This is a genomic window from Paracoccus aerodenitrificans, assembly GCF_027913215.1.
GTDB classification, from domain to species: Bacteria; Pseudomonadota; Alphaproteobacteria; order Rhodobacterales; family Rhodobacteraceae; genus Paracoccus; species Paracoccus aerodenitrificans.
The window spans coordinates 106083-123827 of sequence record NZ_CP115780.1 but is presented as its reverse complement, the minus strand read 5'-3'; the positions used below and the strand labels follow the sequence as shown (position 1 = coordinate 123827).

The 17745-nt window shown below is 61.4% G+C and carries 16 protein-coding genes and 1 pseudogene; 14 read left to right on the top strand and 3 right to left on the bottom strand.

Features of this window, described 5'->3' with window-relative positions; genetic code table 11:
• Positions 1–4: 4 nt before the first annotated feature.
• Together PAE61_RS00640 and PAE61_RS00635 are read left to right on the top strand one after the other, a co-directional pair.
• Positions 5–514: pseudogene (locus PAE61_RS00640) on the top strand (amino acid kinase family protein); the annotation flags it as partial.
• Between the two features lie 18 nt (positions 515–532).
• The gene (locus PAE61_RS00635) at positions 533–1303 is read left to right on the top strand and encodes an SDR family NAD(P)-dependent oxidoreductase (protein WP_230802085.1); all 771 of its coding nucleotides are present in this window, start codon (positions 533–535) and stop codon (positions 1301–1303) included.
• A 46-nt stretch (positions 1304–1349) separates the two neighbouring features.
• Here PAE61_RS00635 and PAE61_RS00630 read toward each other — a convergent pair whose 3' ends face one another.
• The 3 genes from PAE61_RS00630 to PAE61_RS00620 all read right to left on the bottom strand — a co-directional run bounded on the left by PAE61_RS00630 (position 1350) and on the right by PAE61_RS00620 (position 4641).
• Positions 1350–2393 carry a type II glyceraldehyde-3-phosphate dehydrogenase gene (locus PAE61_RS00630; RefSeq protein ID WP_271112067.1) on the bottom strand — a complete coding sequence of 348 codons (1044 nt, stop codon included), beginning with the start codon at positions 2391–2393 and terminating at the stop codon, positions 1350–1352.
• Positions 2390–3730 (bottom strand): SAM-dependent methyltransferase, encoded by a 1341-nt coding sequence (locus PAE61_RS00625; protein ID WP_271112066.1) that lies wholly within the window; start codon positions 3728–3730, stop codon positions 2390–2392. Before PAE61_RS00625 ends, PAE61_RS00630 begins: the two co-directional genes overlap by 4 nt.
• Positions 3731–3972: 242 nt before the next feature.
• Positions 3973–4641, bottom strand: coding sequence for an RNA polymerase sigma factor (locus PAE61_RS00620; protein WP_230802089.1), 669 nt, complete (start codon positions 4639–4641; stop codon positions 3973–3975).
• A 255-nt stretch (positions 4642–4896) separates the two neighbouring features.
• Here PAE61_RS00620 and PAE61_RS00615 point away from each other — a divergent pair, with 255 nt between their 5' ends.
• The 12 genes from PAE61_RS00615 (at position 4897) to PAE61_RS00560 (ending at position 17656) form a co-directional block, all read left to right on the top strand.
• Positions 4897–5787: a DMT family transporter gene (locus PAE61_RS00615; protein ID WP_271112065.1), complete on the top strand. Its 891-nt coding sequence runs from the start codon at positions 4897–4899 to the stop codon at positions 5785–5787.
• Positions 5788–6007: 220 nt separating this feature from the next.
• Positions 6008–6634, top strand: a complete 627-nt coding sequence (locus tag PAE61_RS00610) for an RNA polymerase sigma factor (RefSeq protein WP_271112064.1) — start codon at positions 6008–6010, stop codon at positions 6632–6634.
• A 91-nt stretch (positions 6635–6725) separates the two neighbouring features.
• A complete protein-coding gene (locus PAE61_RS00605; RefSeq protein ID WP_180287451.1) occupies positions 6726–7058 on the top strand; it encodes a hypothetical protein in 333 nt (110 codons plus the stop codon).
• Positions 7051–8841 (top strand): DUF3141 domain-containing protein, encoded by a 1791-nt coding sequence (locus tag PAE61_RS00600; RefSeq protein WP_271112132.1) that lies wholly within the window; start codon positions 7051–7053, stop codon positions 8839–8841. Before PAE61_RS00605 ends, PAE61_RS00600 begins: the two co-directional genes overlap by 8 nt.
• A gap of 542 nt (positions 8842–9383) precedes the next feature.
• Positions 9384–9749 (top strand): DUF5676 family membrane protein, encoded by a 366-nt coding sequence (locus PAE61_RS00595; RefSeq protein WP_008282887.1) that lies wholly within the window; start codon positions 9384–9386, stop codon positions 9747–9749.
• Positions 9746–11128, top strand: a complete 1383-nt coding sequence (locus PAE61_RS00590) for an MBL fold metallo-hydrolase RNA specificity domain-containing protein (protein ID WP_008282886.1) — start codon at positions 9746–9748, stop codon at positions 11126–11128. The genes PAE61_RS00595 and PAE61_RS00590 overlap by 4 nt, the downstream gene beginning before the upstream one ends.
• A complete protein-coding gene (locus PAE61_RS00585) occupies positions 11125–12633 on the top strand; it encodes a thymidine phosphorylase family protein (RefSeq protein ID WP_008282885.1) in 1509 nt (502 codons plus the stop codon). Before PAE61_RS00590 ends, PAE61_RS00585 begins: the two co-directional genes overlap by 4 nt.
• Entirely contained in the window at positions 12630–13577 is a 948-nt protein-coding gene (locus tag PAE61_RS00580) for a ribose-phosphate diphosphokinase (protein WP_237273915.1), read from the top strand. The genes PAE61_RS00585 and PAE61_RS00580 overlap by 4 nt, the downstream gene beginning before the upstream one ends.
• The gene (locus tag PAE61_RS00575; RefSeq protein WP_271112063.1) at positions 13574–15928 is read left to right on the top strand and encodes a copper-transporting P-type ATPase; all 2355 of its coding nucleotides are present in this window, start codon (positions 13574–13576) and stop codon (positions 15926–15928) included. The genes PAE61_RS00580 and PAE61_RS00575 overlap by 4 nt, the downstream gene beginning before the upstream one ends.
• 15 nt (positions 15929–15943) lie before the next feature.
• The gene (locus PAE61_RS00570) at positions 15944–16213 is read left to right on the top strand and encodes a DUF2933 domain-containing protein (RefSeq protein WP_079921059.1); all 270 of its coding nucleotides are present in this window, start codon (positions 15944–15946) and stop codon (positions 16211–16213) included.
• Positions 16213–16866 (top strand): methyltransferase family protein, encoded by a 654-nt coding sequence (locus PAE61_RS00565; protein ID WP_018065789.1) that lies wholly within the window; start codon positions 16213–16215, stop codon positions 16864–16866. Before PAE61_RS00570 ends, PAE61_RS00565 begins: the two co-directional genes overlap by 1 nt.
• Before the next feature lie 85 nt (positions 16867–16951).
• The gene (locus PAE61_RS00560) at positions 16952–17656 is read left to right on the top strand and encodes a ferric reductase-like transmembrane domain-containing protein (protein WP_155122304.1); all 705 of its coding nucleotides are present in this window, start codon (positions 16952–16954) and stop codon (positions 17654–17656) included.
• Positions 17657–17745: the final 89 nt, after the last annotated feature.

Genomic DNA, 17745 nt, shown 5'->3' with positions numbered 1-17745 from the left:
TAAGGAACGGCTCGCGCAGGCGCGGGGGTGGAGCATTGCTGCGGATGGCGCGCATTGGCGCCGCGTGGTGCCGTCGCCGATGCCGAGTGGCATTCCCGACCTGAAAGTGCTGGAACTGCTGCTCGAGCAGGACGTGACGCTGATCTGCGCAGGCGGCGGTGGCATTCCGGTCGTCCGGCGTGCCGACGGTTCGCTGATCGGGGTCGAGGCGGTGATCGACAAGGATCACGCGACGGCGCTTCTGGCACACAAGCTGAACGCCGACGCGCTGTTGCTGCTGACTGACGTTGAGGCCGTGTTCCGCGATTTCGGCACCGACGCGCAATCGGCTATAAGGCATTTGTCACCGGAGGACGCGGTCCGCCTGGACTTGCCCGACGGCTCGATGGCGCCGAAGGTGGCCGCTGCCGCGACTTTCGTATCCGATCGGGACCGTTTCGCCTGCGTGGGTCGGCTGGAAGATGCGCTGGCCATGCTGGAAGGCCGCGCAGGAACAATGATCGCAAACACCTGAAACAAAGGAGGACAATCCATGAAACGTCTGAAAGATAAAGTCGCCCTGATCACCGGGGGCGCGGCGGGTATCGGGCTGGAAACCGCGCGGCTCTTCCTGAGCGAAGGGGCCAGGGTCGCGCTTGTGGACCTCGACGAAGACGACCTGTCGGATGCTGCGCGGGATCTGGGTAATCCGGACGACCTGCTGACCATCGCAGCCGACGTCTCCTCGGTCGAGGATTCCAATAGATACGTCGCGCAGACTGTCGAGACGTTCGGGCGCATCGACGTGTTCTTCAACAATGCCGGCATCGAAGGCAAGGTCGCGCCGCTGGTCGATCAGAAGATCCAGGATTTCGACCGCGTGATGGCGGTCAATGTGCGCGGCGCGTTCCTTGGGTTGCAGCATGTCTTGCCCGTGATGACTGCACAGCAATCGGGTAGCGTGATCAACATGTCGTCGATCGCAGGCCTCAAGGGCAGCCCGAACGTCGCGCCCTATATCACGTCGAAGCATGCCGTTGTCGGTTTGACGCGCGCCGCCGCAATAGAGGCCGCAGGCCACAACGTGCGTGTCAACTCGGTGCATCCCTCGCCGGTCAACACGCGGATGATGCGGTCGCTGGAGGAAGGGTTCAATCCCGGCCACGGCGACGAAGTGAAGCAACAGCTTACCGGCACGATTCCGCTGGGTCGTTATGGTGAAAGCTACGATATCGCCAATCTGGTCCTGTTCCTCGCCTCCGACGAGTCCGCCTTCATCACTGGGGCGCAGTATCCCGTCGACGGGGGCATGGCGGCAGGCTGATCGGTTCTCTGCCCGCATGGGTTTGGAACCTGTTGCTAGGGGGCTGTCAGGTCGCCGCAAATGTCCCGACCCCAAGCGCCGCGTTCGTACGCGCAATCGACGCCGATCCGTCGCGCTCGGCTTCCGTCAGGGCGCGGATCGCGTCGATGGTTTCGGGGATTACGATGGCCTGGTTGTCAACCATGTAGGCATAGAACAATTCGTCGCCCTCGACCTTAAGCATGTCTTCCCACAGGGCCACCTCGTAGAGACTGTCGTTGGGGCGTCCGAGATCGGCCATCATCTCCTTGACCGCGTTGAGTGCGCCCAGCCCGTCCGCCATCCGGATCAACGCGATGCGCGAGGAGGCGCGGAACGCTTCCAGTACCTCGTCCTTGAACGCCTTGCGCGGCATCCTGACCGACCAATAGTGCAGATGGGCAAGGGTCTGCGGCACCTTGACCGCCATCGTGATCACGTCGAGATCGGGATCGACGCTTTGTGCATCCGGGCCCTGATGGCTGGGAATCTCGGGTTCGGGGACAAGCGTGTTCATGATACCGCCCAGATGGCTTTCCCACGGGTCGGTGGCGCGCCGCAGGAGCGTTCCGCGCGCTGAGCCAAGAAGCCCTGCAACTTTCAGCGCTGTGAGGGTGCGGACGATCGACGTCGTGTTGCAGGACACCACGCGGGTGCTGTCGCGCCCAATCGCGCTTGCATAGTTTGCTTCGGCAACAAAGGAATGGCCGGTCACCTCGTGTTTTTCGCCGCCATGAACGATGAACCGGATGCCTCTTTCGCGATAGGTTTCCACATTGCGCACAGCCACTTTCTTGGGCGTGCTGTCCACCACGATGTCTGCGGTAGCAAGCAGGTCGTCGAGCCCTCCGGCCACATCAAGGCCGGCCTCTCGCATGGCCGGGGTGCGATCCGGGTCGGCGGCATAAAGCGCGAATCCCTTCGCGCGCGCCATGCGGGCGCGCCAGTCGGCGGTGACATCCGCCACGCCAACGAGGTCCATGTCCTCTTGTGCGACCACTGCGTCTGCCACACGTTTGCCGATCACGCCGTATCCGTTTACGGCAACTCTGATAGGTTTCATGTCAGTCATCTCCCTCTGTTGAATTCTGTGCCGGTCGAAATATCCCAGGCGGATTCGCCTGCCTCGACCTTGGCGATATAGTCGCGGGTCAGCGGAACCGCATCACGGCGCTTGGCAAGCTGGATCTGGAAGACCATCAACCGCCCGTTCCGGAACGCCATTTCGCAGACAGCCAGATAGAATTCCCACATACGGCAAAACCGCTCGTCGTAAAGCATGCGCGCAGTTTCGCGCTCGGCGGCGAAGCGTTCGGACCAGTGTCGCAGCGTCTCGGCGTAATGCAACCGCAGGACCTCGACATCCGTGACCCACATCCCCGACCGCTCCGCTGCCGCGATGGTTTCGGACAGGGTCGGCAGATAGCCACCGGGAAAGATGTATTTGCGGATCCACGGATCGCTGCCTCCTCTGGGCGCTTTTGTGCCGATCGCATGGACAAGAGCGACCCCATCGGGCCCCAGAACCCTTTGCAGGGTGGCAAAGAACGCGTCGAACCCGCTGCGGCCAACATGTTCGAACATGCCCACCGACACGACGCGGTTATATTGTCCGCGCTCTTCGCGGTAATCGCGCTGCTCGAACGTGACCCGACCAGACAAACCTGATTGCGCTGCTCTGTCGCGGGCGGCGGCGATCTGTTCGGTCGACAGGCTGAGGCCGGTGACGCGGGCGCCGTGTAGCTGTGCAAATTCCATCGCCAGTCCTCCCCAACCCGAGCCGATATCGAGAACCTCCATCCCTGGCCGCAACAGCAGCTTTGCCGCGATGTGCTTTTTCTTGAGCGCTTGGGCCTCGTCCAGTGTTTCGTTGCCAGTCGGGAAGTAGGCGCAAGAGTATTGCCGGTCCGCATCGAGAAAAAGATCGTAGAGCTCAGTCGAGATGTCATAGTGATGCGCGACGTTCGCATGGGATCGGCTGATCGGATTGTGATGTAGCCTGCGTGCCATGAACGCGTCCAACCAGCGGATCAACCGCACGCCGGGCGATGCTTCGATGGCGTCCATGTCGGACGTACAAATCGAGAGCAGATCGCGCAGGCTGCCCGACTCGATGCGCAGCGTCCCGTCCATATAGGCCTCGCCAAGCGCGAGGCTGGGGTTCGCAAGCAGTTGCGCGGGCAGCGGCCTGTCGGTCAAACGGACAGAGACGGCGGGTTCGCCGCCGGGGCCGAAATGCCATGCCTCGCCGGAGGGATCGTAAATGGTGAGGCGTCCTTTCTGAACGAGGCGGCGCAGCAATTTGGCGAGCAACCACATGGCCGCTCGCCCCGGTGCGAAACGTCCGGTTTCAATTTGTCCGGCTTCTCGTTCGAAGCCTTCGTCGGGAGAGGTTTCGCTGTTGGACATGCTCGCTTGCTCCGTCTTGTTTTTCGTCGTCAGGCGGCGTCAACCGCCGCTTTCTGATAAAACAGACGAAAGACGACAAGGTTCATTACAGCGCAGCGGCCTGCCGACACGGTGCCGGCGGTGCACACGCGTACGTAGGCGGAACCCTTGAGAAACGGATCGGCGTGTCCTCGCTTGCGGACCATAGAACGCGATCCGTGAATTGCAGACACGCCGGTGAGAGAGGGTCAGCGCATCGGGGCTCAGTCCGTTGTTTTCGCTCCGGCGTCGTCCTTCATCGCTTGAAAACGCGCGCGGGCCTTTTCTGCTGCGTCGCAATCGCAATCAAGAAAGCCATGAACCGGGCAGGTCAGGCACATCTGTTCCAACCTTGTCTTCAACGCCTGCCGACCCCGGTGCAGACGGACCGTAAGGTTGTTCAAGGTGATGCCGAGGTCCTTGGCGACAGCCTCGCGCGGCTGCTCCTGAAGATCGACGCGCCAGATGACCTCGGCATAGTCCGGTCTGAGCGTCGGCAATAGCTTGTATAGACAATTACATATCGCCTCATCGAGTTCATCGTCGAACCCGTCTTGGAAACTGTCCAAATTGGCCGGGGCCATCACCATCTCCCTCTGACGCTGCCGCGCAACCTTGCGACCGAAGTCCGCGATTGACGACGCCAGGATTTGACTGAGCCAGCCGCGAACGGCGCGTACATCGCGTAGTTGCTCGGAGCGGTCTATGGCCCGCAGCATGAACGTTTGCAGGACATCCTCAGCGGCTTCTGCATCACCCAGGCGCCGACGCAGGAAATTCAGGATATGTTGACGACCTTCCACCAGCGCGCGACGGACAGCGATGTCCGCATCTTTGGCGGCTGTGTCGGGCTGATCTGCCGCGGACAACCGATCATTCGGGTCGTGATTCATGATACACCTCTGAAGAGTAAGACGCCGAAGCATCGAGAACGTTACACTTTTTCGGGTGCTTCGGGTGACCTGATTGTTGGTGGTTTTGCTGTTGGGTATGCACAGGCGCGGTCTTTTGGAACCCGGGCCAACGGGCGTATGCCCAGGAATGCGTAAGGTTTCGGCTGCCGCAGCGTCTTCTTACTTCGCCCCTGAGTTGGCACATCGGAAAATTTCTGCAATTCCTGCCACTTCTGACTTGGAAAGGAAATCTCGATGTCGCCGACTGTCATAACCAAAATCGTTTTGGCCATGTTCCTGTGGGCGGCGTGCTTTCCGTTGATCACGGCAGGGCTGCAATACTCGCCGCATCTGACTTTTGCGACAATGCGCGCAGTTCTGGCCGGAGCAACTTTGGTGGGTCTGGCCATGATTTTGCGCAGACCATTCCCGCGCGGTTGGCGCACGTGGTTGACCTTGGGGATCGTCGGGATTGGTGCGACAAGTTTGGGATTTCTGGGCATGTTTCATGCAGCAGAATTCGTGTCTCCGGGCCTCGCCACGGTCATCGCAAACGCGCAGCCGCTGCTGGCCGCAATACTGGGTGTTGTATGGCTTGGCGAAAGGCTGCCGAAGGTCGGTTGGGTCGGCCTTTCGATCGGATTCATGGGAATCCTCGTGATCGCGCTGCCGCAATTGCTTGATGGAGGGCAAGAGGGGTCGGCCATCGGTTTCGCCTATATCGTTTTGGCCGCGGTTGGGGTGACCATCAGCAACGTGGCCATCAAGTCCATCGCCGGCAAAGTGGACGGGCTTTTTGCAATGGGGTTACAGTTGCTCATCGGCAGCGCGCCGCTCGCGTTCGCAGCCCTCGCGCTGGAAGATCAAAACGCCATTCTATGGAACGCGGTCTTCACGGCATCGCTTTTGGGGCTGGCCCTGTTCGGCTCAGCGCTGGTGTATTGGCTCTGGTTTTCCGTGCTGGAGGCAGTTGAGCTGAACCGGGCGATTGTGTTCAGCTTTCTTGTTCCAATCTTCGGTCTTTCAATTGGTGCCTTGTTTTTCGGGGAACGCCTGTCCGGGATTCAATTTTCCGGTATTGCGCTGGTCATTTTGGGGATCGTGTTCGTCAATCTTAAGGGAGCACGGCGGTCTCAAGGTCGATAATACAGAACAACCTGTTAACCTGTTTTCAAACGGTCGTTTTGGCTATTGTCTTCGTCGAAAGCCTGTTTGCTTCGATACGAATGTGTGTTGCTTATTCAGAGTGACGCGCGGAGGGGCAAATTGTTCTTAGAATGACTGCGCGCATTGTACGTTAGAGAGACAATGCTCGAATCAGCGCTGATCGCACCTTCGCAAACCTCTTGGAAAGGGCAGAGACATCATGGCATCGCAAGACAGTGGCAAGCCCGATGTGCCCGACGCTTCGCCGGAACGCGCCCTGTTGGACGGGCGCGGAGCGTTTATGGGATTTCTGGTCAAACGGCTTGGCAACCGCGCAGATGCAGAGGATGTCCTGCAAGACTTCTGCATCCGCGTGCTGTCACGCAAGGATCAGCTCCGAGAGGTCGAACGAATGGATGCGTGGCTCTACACAATCCTGCGGTCCACTTTGAACGATCACTACCGCAAAGGGACCCGGCGTAGCCGGCTGGCGGCGGCGGCGGCGCGCGAACCAGAGGAATGGATTGCCGATGCGCCCTCACAGATGGCGCGGCTGTGCACCTGCCATGGCGGGTTGATTTCCGAACTGCGCCCGGCGGATGCCGAACTGATCCGGCGCATCGATTTCGGCGAAGAAGATCGCGAACGGGTTGCTGCCGATCTGCGGCTTAACCGCAACGCACTTGGTGTCCGGCTACACCGGGCACGCACTGCTTTGCGCGAGGCGCTTACAACGCATTGCGGCAAGTGCTGCCAAGAGGACCGGGACGATTGTTACTGTCCGCCCGAGGGCTGCGAGAACGACAAACACGAGACTGATTGCGAAGAAGAGGGACAACTATCCTGATCGCAGCGAAGTCGGGTCTGTAACGATTTCCATGATCCAGCGTCTTCTTCTGTGAGTGTGCCCGAAGGCACAACCGCAGGAGAAATTGAACATGCCACGTATCACGTCGGATTGGAACTCGGGAGTACCCCGTCAACCATCATCCGATGACGATCTTCGCGTCTTTTTATCCCGGATGACCTGCGCATGTGCCGAGACTTCCGCGTACGCAGATGCCCCGATGGCACGCGCGTTGTTCAACCGTGTGGAAGTGATGAAACAACCCCCGACGCTTGCGGCACGCGCGCTGGGTATTGCGTCTCGCGATGCGACCTATCTCCTTTCCGGTCTGCGCGAGGATGTGGCGAAGGATTTCGTGCGTGTGATGCTCGCTGGACGACCCTCCATAGACACTACCAATCAAGAGGAAGCTGATGATGAATAAGAGCCTGCGCCTTGCGACAGTGACCCCGGAACAATTTCTTGCACCCGTTTCCGGTAACGCTACGACCGCTAGTAACGTGCCTTACGTCCAAGACGCCTTTGAACGCTGGGTGCTGCTTCTCGACACGCTGCGTGAACGCGCCGACAATATGATCGCGCATGAGCGGCAGGGCATGCCGCCGCTTCTGGATTTCGATTACGAACTGCTGCTGGACGCACGCACCTTTGAGCGGTCAGCCAACTACGCGCTGCTCAGGATCACGCGGGTCGGCGACGATTGCTGGGACGATTGCGTGGACGAGGCCAAGCCGCCCGTGATCGTCATTGATCCGCGCGCCGGGCACGGGCCCGGTATCGGCGGCTTCAAGCGCGACAGCGAGGTCGGCATGGCGATGCACGAGGGCCATCCGGTCTATTTCGTGATCTTCTACCCCGAGCCCATGCCAGGTCAGACGCTGTCGGATGTGCATTATGCCTTGCGCGACTTCGTCTCCGAGGTCGCTCGCCGTCACCCGGACACAGGCCCCGTGCTCTACGGCAATTGCCAGGCCGGTTGGGCGGCCACGCTGCTGGCGGCGGATTGCGACGGTCTGACCGGTCCGATTGTACTGAACGGCTCGCCGCTCAGCTACTGGTCGGGCGAGGCGGCAAGCAGCCCGATGCGGATGATGGGCGCACTGTCGGGCGGGGCATGGGCCGCCCATATGATCTCCGATCTGGGGGACGGGCGGTTCGACGGTGCCTGGCTGGCACAGAATTTTGAGACCTTGCAACCCGAAAAGGCGATCTGGGACAAATACGCGAACCTCTTTGCCCATGCCGACACCGAACGCGAGCGGTTCCTTGAGTTCGAACGCTGGTGGAATGGCTACTACACGCTCAGCCGCGAGGAAATCCTCGGCATCACGCAGAACCTGTTCATCGGCAACCGGCTGGAACAGGGCGAGATGCAGCTGGATGCGCATTGCACCGTCGATCTTAAGCGCATCAGCAATCCGCTGATCATCTTCGCCTCGGACGGTGACAACATCACGCCGCCCGAACAGGCAATGGGGTGGATTGGCAAGCTTTATCCCGATACCGATGCGCTCAAGGCAGCCGGGCAGCGCATCGTCTATATGACGCATCCGCGTGTCGGGCATCTGGGCATCTTCGTCTCCGGCTCCGTCGCGCGGCTCCAGCATCGTGCGATTCTGGAAAGCCTGGACGATGTCGAGGCCCTTTCCCCGGGTCTCTACGAGATGGTGATCGACAACCCGTCGGGTGACCCGGACTGCGAGACCGGCGATTTTGAGGTGCGATTCGAACCGCGCGAGGTCGATGATCTGGGCATTGCATCGGACGATGCGGCCTTGAAACAAGTGGCGCAGATATCGCGGATCAACGAGGCGGTCTATTCGACTTTCGTCAGTCCTTGGATCCGCGCCGCGACGACCCCGGCCAGCGCTGAGGCGCTCCGTGCGCTGCACCCCATGCGCTGGACCAGAACGATGTTCTCCGAACAGGTGAACCCGTGGATGGCCCTGATCAAGTCCACCGCCGAAACGCTGCGCGAGACGCGCTCACCATTGCCGGACGACCACCCCGCGATCGTGGCCGAGCGTGCGCTGTCGGCGCGCACCGGCGAGGGTATAGGCGCATGGCGCAAGGGACGCGATGCCTGGATCACCCATGTCTTTGGCGCGATGTTCGGCAATTTCCCGTTCGCCGCAGCAACCACACAGGCGGAAAAACCGTCGGCCTCATCAAAAAAAGGAATGAACAATTATGGAATGGCTTTTTGAAAACTGGGTTTTGGTTCTCGTCTTCGGCGGAATGGCCGCAATGCACCTTTTCGGGCACGGACATGGCGGACACAAACATGGCAAGTCGCCCAGCCGACAGCCTGCCGGGATGCAGTAACTCTGTCTGCAATATCGACGCCTTCCTACGGCAGAGCGATACACTTGCTCCTGTACTAACGAAGACCGACAGGTTGCCAATTTCTGTAATGCTTCCGGTCGGGGCGCGTCTATAGAACGAAACCAAACAAAAGGAGGTCCAGATGGACGACCGATCAACTTCTCAGACGCAAGACACAGCACAGCAAAAACAGGGCGGATGTTGCGGTGGCAAGACCGATGCGCAGCCGAAAGCAAATGTCGAACCGCAGGTCGCGGAACCCGCAAAGGCAAAACCGGCCAAATCCGGCTGCTGCTGCGGCTAGGGCCGAGGCAAAGCCACCGCAGGATGGGCGTCTGGCGCTTGGTGCGCCCATCCTGAACCGGCGCCGTCCAGCGGATGTGTTCGCGCTCCGTCCGAATCCACGACAAGAAGGGAGAAAGCCATGATGCCCATTTTCTATTTCACCGCAGTCGCGGTGATCCTTTTCCTGGCCCTGCGCATGACGTGCGGGGCCTGCGTCATGGGCGGGCCTGCCGGGGCAGGGCGCGTGCGTCTGCCGGTTGTGCCGCTTGGTTGGGCGCTGAGCCTGTTCCTGGCGCTGACCTACCTTGTGTGCATCGCATTCGATCTGATCTTTCCCGCCTATGCAATGTATGAAACCTGGTCCGGTCTGCTGCCCGGTTTCGTCTGGCTGACCCCGGTGGGCTTCATCATCGGGCTGGTCGAGAGCTTTCTCTACGGTTGGTACGCCGCGCTGATCTTCGGCGGCCTTTACAACGCCATCGCGGCAAGGGGAACAGCGACATGATCCCGACCGCACGTCCGAAACTGCGCTTTCTTGGCGCCGCCGGGACGGTGACGGGATCGCGCTATCTGGTCGAGGCCCTGGGGCGGCGCATTCTGGTCGATTGCGGGCTGTTCCAGGGCTTCAAGCAGTTGCGGGCGCGCAATCGCAAACCTTTCCCTGTGCGTGTCAACACCATCGACACTGTGCTGCTCACCCATGCTCATCTGGACCATTCGGGATATCTGCCGACACTGATCCGGGCGGGGTTTCGCGGGCGGGTTCTTTGCACAGAAGCAACGGCAGATCTGTGCGGGCTTATTCTGCCCGACAGCGGCCATATCCAGGAAGAAGAGGCGCGCTTTGCCGCGCGGAGGGGATATTCCAAACACAAGAAGCCAAAACCGCTCTATACGCTCAAGGATGCAAAGGCCGCGCTGGACCGCTTTGATCTTCAACCGTTCGACCGGCGAATAGATTTAGGCGACGGCATCGCGGCCCGTTTCATTCCGGCGGGGCATCTGCTCGGGGCGGCGCAGATCCGGCTTGAGGTCGGCGGCAGGGTTGTCCATTTCAGCGGCGATCTGGGCCATGATCCCGATCCGCTGATGCGACCGCCCCAGCCATTCGGCGGAGCAGATGTTCTGGTCTGCGAGTCCACCTATGGCAACCGGTCCCATCCCGACGTGGACCCAGAAGCCGAACTGGCCCCGATCCTCAAACGCACCTTTGCCCGCGGCGGCACGGTGCTGATCCCGTCCTTTGCCGTCGGACGGGCGCAGGGGCTGATGCTGCACATTGCGCGATTGATGGAGCGCGGCGATATTCCCTATGTCCCGGTGTTCCTCAACAGCCCGATGGCGGTGAATGCGACCGAGATCTATCACCGTCATCACGCCGAGCACCACGTCAGCCGCGAAGACTGCATTGCGATGTTCGAGATCGCCAAGAGGGTAAACACGGTCGAGCAATCCAAGGAGCTGAACACGCGCCAGGGCCCGATGATCATCGTCTCCGCCAGCGGAATGCTGACCGGCGGGCGTATCCTGCACCATCTGGCCAGCTTCGGCGGCGATCGGCGGAACGCGATCTTGCTCTCCGGTTTCCAGGCCGGCGGCACGCGTGGCGCGGCGCTGGCCGGGGGCGCGCGGACATTGCGTATGTTCGGACGGGAGTTCCCGATCGAGGCCGAAGTGGTTCAGCTCCAGTCCTTTTCCGGACATGCCGATGCCGATGAGATCCTGCGCTGGATGTCCGCCGGTCCCGCCCCCGAGATGACCTATCTCACCCATGGGGAACCTGTCACCGCCGACACCCTGCGATTCCGCGTCGAACACGAGCTAGGGCGATCCGTGCGCGTGCCCGAACATCTCGAATCCGTCTACCTGGACAGGCCGCGATGACCGAAACGCTTGCCCTGGTCTCTTCCCGCATCGACACCTACCGGCAGCCGGTCGTCTACATGCATGAAGACTGTCACGTCTGCCGTTCCGAGGGGTTTGCTGCCCAGACACGCATACGAATCGACCTGAAGGACCGCTGGATCATCGCGACCCTGAATGTCGTCCGCCGCGGAGCATGGCTTGCCGTGGACCAGGCGGCATTGTCCGTTTCCGCCTGGGCCGCGCTTGGCGCTGAGATTGGAGACGAAGCCGCTTTCTCGCACCCTGAACCGCCCGCTTCGGCGTCTATGATCCGGGCGAAAGCCTATGGCGAGAGGCTGGACCGGGCCGGGTTCGCGACGATCGTGCGCGACACGCTCGACAGCCGGTTATCGGATCTCGACCTTGCCGCCTTCGTGACCGCCTGCGCCGGCGACAGGCTGAACGAGGCCGAAACCGTGGCGCTGACCCGCGCCATGAAGGAAGCAGGGCAGACGCTCGACTGGGGGCAGCACACTGTCCTCGATAAGCATTGCGTCGGCGGATTGCCGGGCAACCGGACGACACCCATCGTCGTCGCGATCGTCGCGGCGGCGGGGCATCTGATCCCCAAGACGTCGAGCCGTGCGATCACATCGCCTGCCGGAACCGCCGACACCATGGAGGTGATGGCGCCCGTCGCGCTTGACGCCGCCGCGCTGCGCCGGGTGGTCGAAGCCGAGGGCGGTTGCCTCGTCTGGGGTGGCGGGCTCGCCCTCAGTCCTGCCGACGATCATTTTATCCGTGTCGAACGCCCCCTCGATTTCGACTCCACCGGTCAACTCGTAGCGAGCGTACTGTCGAAAAAGGCGGCCGCCGGTGCCACCCATGTTCTGATCGACATGCCGGTCGGACCAACGGCCAAAGTGCGGTCTGCCGGAGCGGCGGAGGCACTCGGGATACGGCTGTCTTCGGTGGGCAAGGCGTTGGGTCTGAACCTGGCGCTACATATCAGCGATGGCGTGGCCCCGGTGGGACGTGGCATGGGCCCGGCGCTGGAGGCGCACGACGTGCTCGCGGTTTTGCGGCGCGCGCCGGATGCACCTGGCGACCTGCGTGCGCGGGCGCTGGATCTGGCCGGACATCTTCTGGACCTCGCACCGCACGCCGTTGCTGGGCGGGGGCGGGACCGCGCGCAGGCGCTTCTCGATAGTGGTGCAGCGGAGGCAAAGTTCATGGCAATTTGCGCGGCACAGGGCGGTTTCCGCAAACCCGGAACCGCAGCGCAGCAGATCGAAATACGCGCCCCTCATGCGGGCCAGTTGACCGCCATCGACAACCGACGCATCGCACGCATCGCCAAGCTGGCCGGGGCCCCGCGTCAGAAGAGCGCCGGCATCCGCCTTCTGGTGCGGATCGGGGATTGGGTGGACAAGGGCCAGCCGCTTTATGAGCTTCATGCCGAGACACCAGGCGAACTGGCCTATGCCCTGGCTTACGCGGAGTCCCAGACCGGGGTGCTGACGCTGTCCGAGGCAGTGTCATGATCCTTGTCGCGTTTCCCGAGATGAGGCCGCTTGCCGAAGACCTGGCACCCGCGCTTGGGGCGGACCTGCTCGCTCTCGACTGGCACCACTTCCCAGATGGCGAAAGCCTGATTTCGCTGCCCGGCGATCTGGACGGGGCCGATGTGGCATTTCTGGCGACTTTGCGCGATCCCGATCGCCTTGCCCTGCCCTTGCGCTTCGCCGCGGCGACGGCGCGCGAGATGGGCGCGCGTCGCGTCGGATTGATCGCGCCTTATCTTGGCTACATGCGGCAGGACCATCGCTTCGAGCGCGGGCAGGCGGTAAGCGCACCGCTGTTCGCGCAATTCCTGGGGGAAAGTTTCGACTGGCTGGTGACCGTGGATCCGCATCTGCACCGCATCGCGCGGCTGCAAAATGTCTTCCCGATGCCTGCCATTCGCGCCGTATCCGCCCCGCTGCTTGCGACCTGGATCAGCACGAACCTGCCAGACGCCGTTCTTCTGGGCCCTGACAGCGAAAGCCAACAATGGGTGGCTGAGGTGGCCCGGCTGGCCGGACGGCCCTATGAGGTCTTGCGCAAGGTGAGATCCGGTGACCGCAGTGTCGATGTCAGTGTGCCCGAAAGCGCGGCGCTGCGCGAAGGCACACCGATGATCCTCGACGACATCGCGTCTTCGGGGTCCACGATGGCTCGTGCCGTCGAAAGGTTGCTTGCGGCCGGAACCGCCGCGCCTGTCTGCCTGGCTATCCATGCGGTCTTTGCGCACGGCGCTCAGGACGCCATTCTGTCGGCTGGTGCGGCAAGGATCATCACCACCGACACCATACCCCATCCAACGAATGCGATCGGAATTGCCGGTTTATTGGCCGAAGCGATCCTTTCTGTGGTGACAGCCCTTGACCTTCCAGTTGCCGGAACAATTAGGCTGGACCCGAATCCCGCCGAGAGGACAACCGAATGAACGACCAAGTAAGCCATGCTTCACATGAAACCGAATCCAACATTTACGCCTGCCCGATGCACCCTGAGGTACGGCAGAACGGTCCGGGCGATTGCCCGAAATGCGGGATGCATCTTGTGCCCGAGGCGGAGCTCGACAGCCATGCCGGGCATGATCACCACGGTCATGACCATAACGCTGGTGCCGCCCCGGCGGACGGCAGATACGATACCGTCCCGGAGGGCTATGACGGCGCCGTCTACACCTGTCCGATGCACCCGCAGGTTCGCCAGGTCGAGCACGGCTCCTGCCCGATCTGCGGAATGGGGCTGGAGCTTGAGTCCGGGGTCCCGATGGACGGCGGCCCGAACCCCGAACTGGTGGATTTCACCCGGCGTTTCTGGGTTGGCACGGTACTGACCATTCCGCTTCTGATCCTCACCATGGGTCCCTATCTCGGCTTCCCGGAAGTGCGAGAGATTTTCGGCGAGCGCGCAACCCTCTGGATCGAGTTGGTTCTCGGAACCCCGGTTGTTCTTTGGTGCGGCTGGCCGTTTCTGGTTCGGGGCTGGAATTCGTTCCGGACGATGAATCTCAACATGTTCTCCCTGATCGGTATGGGGGTAATCGCGGCCTGGCTCTTCAGCGTCGTCGCCGTTCTGGCACCCGGCATATTCCCGGACGGATTTCGCGACGCCGAAGGTCATGTCGGCGTCTATTTCGAGGCGGCGGCGGTGATCGTGACGCTTGTGCTGCTTGGCCAGGTGATGGAATTGCGCGCCCGTGAAGGCACTGGCAAGGCGATCCGCGCGCTTCTCGACATGGCGGCAAAGACCGCGCGGGTCATCCGGGACGACGGATCCGAAGAGGAGATTCCGCTGGAGGATGTGCAGGTCGGCGACCGGCTGCGCGTGCGTCCCGGAGACAAGGTGCCGGTAGATGGCGTGGTTCTGGAAGGCCGGTCCTCAGTCGACGAAAGCATGATCTCCGGAGAACCCGTGCCAGTCGAGAAGACCGAGGGCGACCCGTTGACCGGTGCCACCATCAACGGCACCGGCAGCCTCGTGATGGAGGCGACGCGGGTCGGATCCGACACGATGCTGGCGCAGATCGTCGAGATGGTCTCCAACGCGCAACGGTCGCGCGCACCGATCCAGAAGTATGCCGACAAAGTGGCGGGATATTTCGTTCCGGCCGTGATCGGTATCGCGCTCCTGTCCTTCATCGCATGGGCGATCTGGGGGCCCGCGCCTGCGCTGTCCTACGCATTGATCTCGGCTGTCGCCGTGTTGATCATCGCCTGTCCCTGTGCGCTCGGCCTCGCCACGCCGATGTCGATCATGACGGCGACGGGGCGGGGGGCCCAGGCCGGGGTACTTATCAAGAACGCCGAGGCGCTGGAGCGGTTCGAGAAGGTCGATACCCTGATCGTCGACAAGACCGGCACGTTGACGATGGGCAAGCCGCAGCTTGTCGCCGTCCTGCCGCAACCCGGTCACGACGAGGCCGAGGTCCTGCGTCTCGCCGCATCGCTGGAGCGCGGATCGGAACACCCGCTTGCCGAGGCCATCGTGCGCGGCGCGGAAGAGCGCGATGTGAAGATGGCTAATGCCGACGACTTCGAGGCGGTCACCGGCAAGGGCGTCAAGGGGGTCGTCGACGGCAAAGCGGTCGCGCTCGGCAATCTGGCGATGATCCGGGACCTTGGCCTTGAGGCGGGCGACCTGACCGCCAAGGCAAATGCCCGTCGCGACGAGGGCGAGACAGTAATGTTCGTGGTGCTGGATGGCAAGATCGCCGGTCTTGTCGGGGTCGCTGACCCGGTGAAGGAAACCACACCCGCCGCCATCAAGGATCTGCATGAATTGGGGTTCCGCGTTATCATGGCAACCGGAGACAACGAACGCACGGCCAAGGCCATCGGCGCGCGTCTGGGCATAGACGAGATCCGGGCCGATGTGCTGCCGGAGGACAAGGCACGGATCATCAAGGAATTGCAGCAGCAGGGCCGCAAGGTCGCGATGGCCGGCGATGGCGTCAATGACGCACCGGCCTTGGCACAGGCCGATGTCGGCATTGCCATGGGCACCGGGGCCGATGTGGCCATCGAAAGCGCGGGCATCACACTGGTCAAGGGCAACCTCGACGGTATCGTGCGCGCACGGCGGCTCGCACGGGCCACCATGCGTAATATCCGGCAGAACCTGTTCTTCGCGCTGATCTACAACGCCTCTGGCGTGCCTGTCGCGGCGGGGGTGCTGTTTCCGTTCTTCGGCATCCTCATCAGCCCGATGTTTGCCGCCTTCGCCATGAGCGCCTCGTCGATCTCGGTGGTGCTCAATTCGCTGCGCCTTCGCGGCGCAAAGATCTAGAAAGGAAGCCACAACGTGACCCATCAACCTGATCCATCACATGTTAATCAAAGTCAATCGGAGCATGCCCCCCGCCCGCCCTCATTCTGGCGATCACGCGCCGGCATCTATCTGATCGTTGCGCTGGCAGTTGGCGGCCTTCTCCTGGGTTACGAACACCGGGTGCACATCCTGAGCAGCGGATTGCTGATCTGGCTGCCATTGCTGCTTTGCGTTGGAATGCACTTCTTCATGCACGGCGGTCATGGAGGCCACGGCGGGCACGGTAAGGGAGACGACCAGTAATGACCGATGCAGGTGCTTCCTATGGACTCTGGCTGCTAGTATTTATCAATTCGGCGGTGTTCATCATTTTCGCCTTCAGTTTCTTCAAGCCGCAGACAAAACGCGACTGGCGCAGTTTTGGAGCGTTCAGCGCCTTTGTCGTAGCTCTCTTCACCGAGATGTATGGGTTCCCGTTGACCATCTTCTTTCTTTCCGGCTGGCTGCAATCGACCTGGCCGGAGGTAGACTGGTTTGCCCACGACAGCGGACATCTCCCCGAAATGATGTTCGGCTGGCAATCGAACCCGCATTTCGGGCCGTTCCACCTCCTGAGCTTCGTCTTTATCGGCGGCGGCTTCTGGCTCATATCCGTGGCATGGTACCATCTGTGGAACGCGCAGCGTCAGGGGTTGCTTGCGACGACAGGCCCCTATGCCCGCATTCGCCATCCCCAGTATGTGGGGTTCGTGCTGATCATGCTGGGCTTTCTCGTGCAATGGCCGACCCTCCTGACGCTCGCGATGTTCCCGGTGCTGGTCTGGATGTACGCACGGCTTGCCCGCGGCGAGGAGGGGGACAGTCGCGCCCGTTTTGGCGAAAGCTGGGACAGGTATGCCAGCCGGGTTCCGGCTTTCATACCAAACGTCAACACTCTGCAGAATGTTGAACGCTGATTGGAAGCGAAAGCCGATCTGATGTGCTATTTGCGTGCCTAAAACATCTTTGGAAGACTGCAAACATACGGTATCTGAAACCATGATGAAAAAACCCGCCCTTCTGCGGCGCGTACTAATCATAGGAACGTCCGTGCTGACGGGATACCTGCTGCTTGCTTCGTGTGCCGAGTGGTCGGAGATGCACCGCTACAACCGAGCGCTGGGGGATCTTTCACTGCTGCTCATCGTTGCTGCAATGGCGATTGGGCCGCTCGCACGCTTGTCGTCTACGCCCTTTTTACGGAAGCTTATGCCGTACCGACGCGAGCTCGGTATTTATGCGGTTCTGGCGGCGACGGTGCATACCATCATAATACTGATCGGCTGGGTCGAGCTTGATTTTGCACGGCTGTTCGGTTTTGAGTATCACCCCCAACTGCAACGCTACGTGATGCTTCAGCACGGGTTTGCGCTGGCCAATGTGGTCGGGATCGCGGCACTGCTCTACGGCTTTGTGCTTGCCGGTACGTCGAATAATTTCAGCCAAAGGGTACTTGGCACGTCCGTGTGGAAATACATCCAGCAGGGCGCTTATGTTCTGTGGTGGCTGGCAGTGCTGCACACGGCCTATTTCTTGTTCTTTCATTTTCTTGATTTCCACCGCCAAATGCCTGAGCCAAACTGGGCGCGATGGCCGTTCGTTGCCCTTGTGGCGTCAGTTATCGCTCTGCAAGGGGCCGCCGTTGTAGTCACATGGCGTTCGCAAACTTCCCGGCGGATCTACGGCGCACCCTCGCAACGGGAGTAGTCGCGATTTCATCAGACGCCCAGGGTCGGGACTTCTGGCGGCCTGAAACCGATCGGGTGGGCATGCGCAGAGGCGTAACGACCTAAAAA

Excerpts from the sequence above, each read along its gene's own strand:
- PAE61_RS00610 (WP_271112064.1), top strand. The coding sequence starts at position 6,008 with ATGGCATCGCAAGACAGTGGCAAGCCCGATGTGCCCGACGCTTCGCCG.
- PAE61_RS00635 (WP_230802085.1), top strand. The coding sequence starts at position 533 with ATGAAACGTCTGAAAGATAAAGTCGCCCTGATCACCGGGGGCGCGGCG.
- PAE61_RS00620 (WP_230802089.1), bottom strand. The coding sequence starts at position 4,641 with ATGAATCACGACCCGAATGATCGGTTGTCCGCGGCAGATCAGCCCGAC.
- PAE61_RS00580 (WP_237273915.1), top strand. The coding sequence starts at position 12,630 with ATGATCCTTGTCGCGTTTCCCGAGATGAGGCCGCTTGCCGAAGACCTG.
- PAE61_RS00630 (WP_271112067.1), bottom strand. The coding sequence starts at position 2,393 with ATGACTGACATGAAACCTATCAGAGTTGCCGTAAACGGATACGGCGTG.
- PAE61_RS00590 (WP_008282886.1), top strand. The coding sequence starts at position 9,746 with ATGATCCCGACCGCACGTCCGAAACTGCGCTTTCTTGGCGCCGCCGGG.
- PAE61_RS00625 (WP_271112066.1), bottom strand. The coding sequence starts at position 3,730 with ATGTCCAACAGCGAAACCTCTCCCGACGAAGGCTTCGAACGAGAAGCC.
- PAE61_RS00575 (WP_271112063.1), top strand. The coding sequence starts at position 13,574 with ATGAACGACCAAGTAAGCCATGCTTCACATGAAACCGAATCCAACATT.
- PAE61_RS00560 (WP_155122304.1), top strand. The coding sequence starts at position 16,952 with ATGAAAAAACCCGCCCTTCTGCGGCGCGTACTAATCATAGGAACGTCC.
- PAE61_RS00565 (WP_018065789.1), top strand. The coding sequence starts at position 16,213 with ATGACCGATGCAGGTGCTTCCTATGGACTCTGGCTGCTAGTATTTATC.
- PAE61_RS00585 (WP_008282885.1), top strand. The coding sequence starts at position 11,125 with ATGACCGAAACGCTTGCCCTGGTCTCTTCCCGCATCGACACCTACCGG.
- PAE61_RS00600 (WP_271112132.1), top strand. The coding sequence starts at position 7,051 with ATGAATAAGAGCCTGCGCCTTGCGACAGTGACCCCGGAACAATTTCTT.
- PAE61_RS00615 (WP_271112065.1), top strand. The coding sequence starts at position 4,897 with ATGTCGCCGACTGTCATAACCAAAATCGTTTTGGCCATGTTCCTGTGG.
- PAE61_RS00595 (WP_008282887.1), top strand. The coding sequence starts at position 9,384 with ATGATGCCCATTTTCTATTTCACCGCAGTCGCGGTGATCCTTTTCCTG.
- PAE61_RS00605 (WP_180287451.1), top strand. The coding sequence starts at position 6,726 with ATGCCACGTATCACGTCGGATTGGAACTCGGGAGTACCCCGTCAACCA.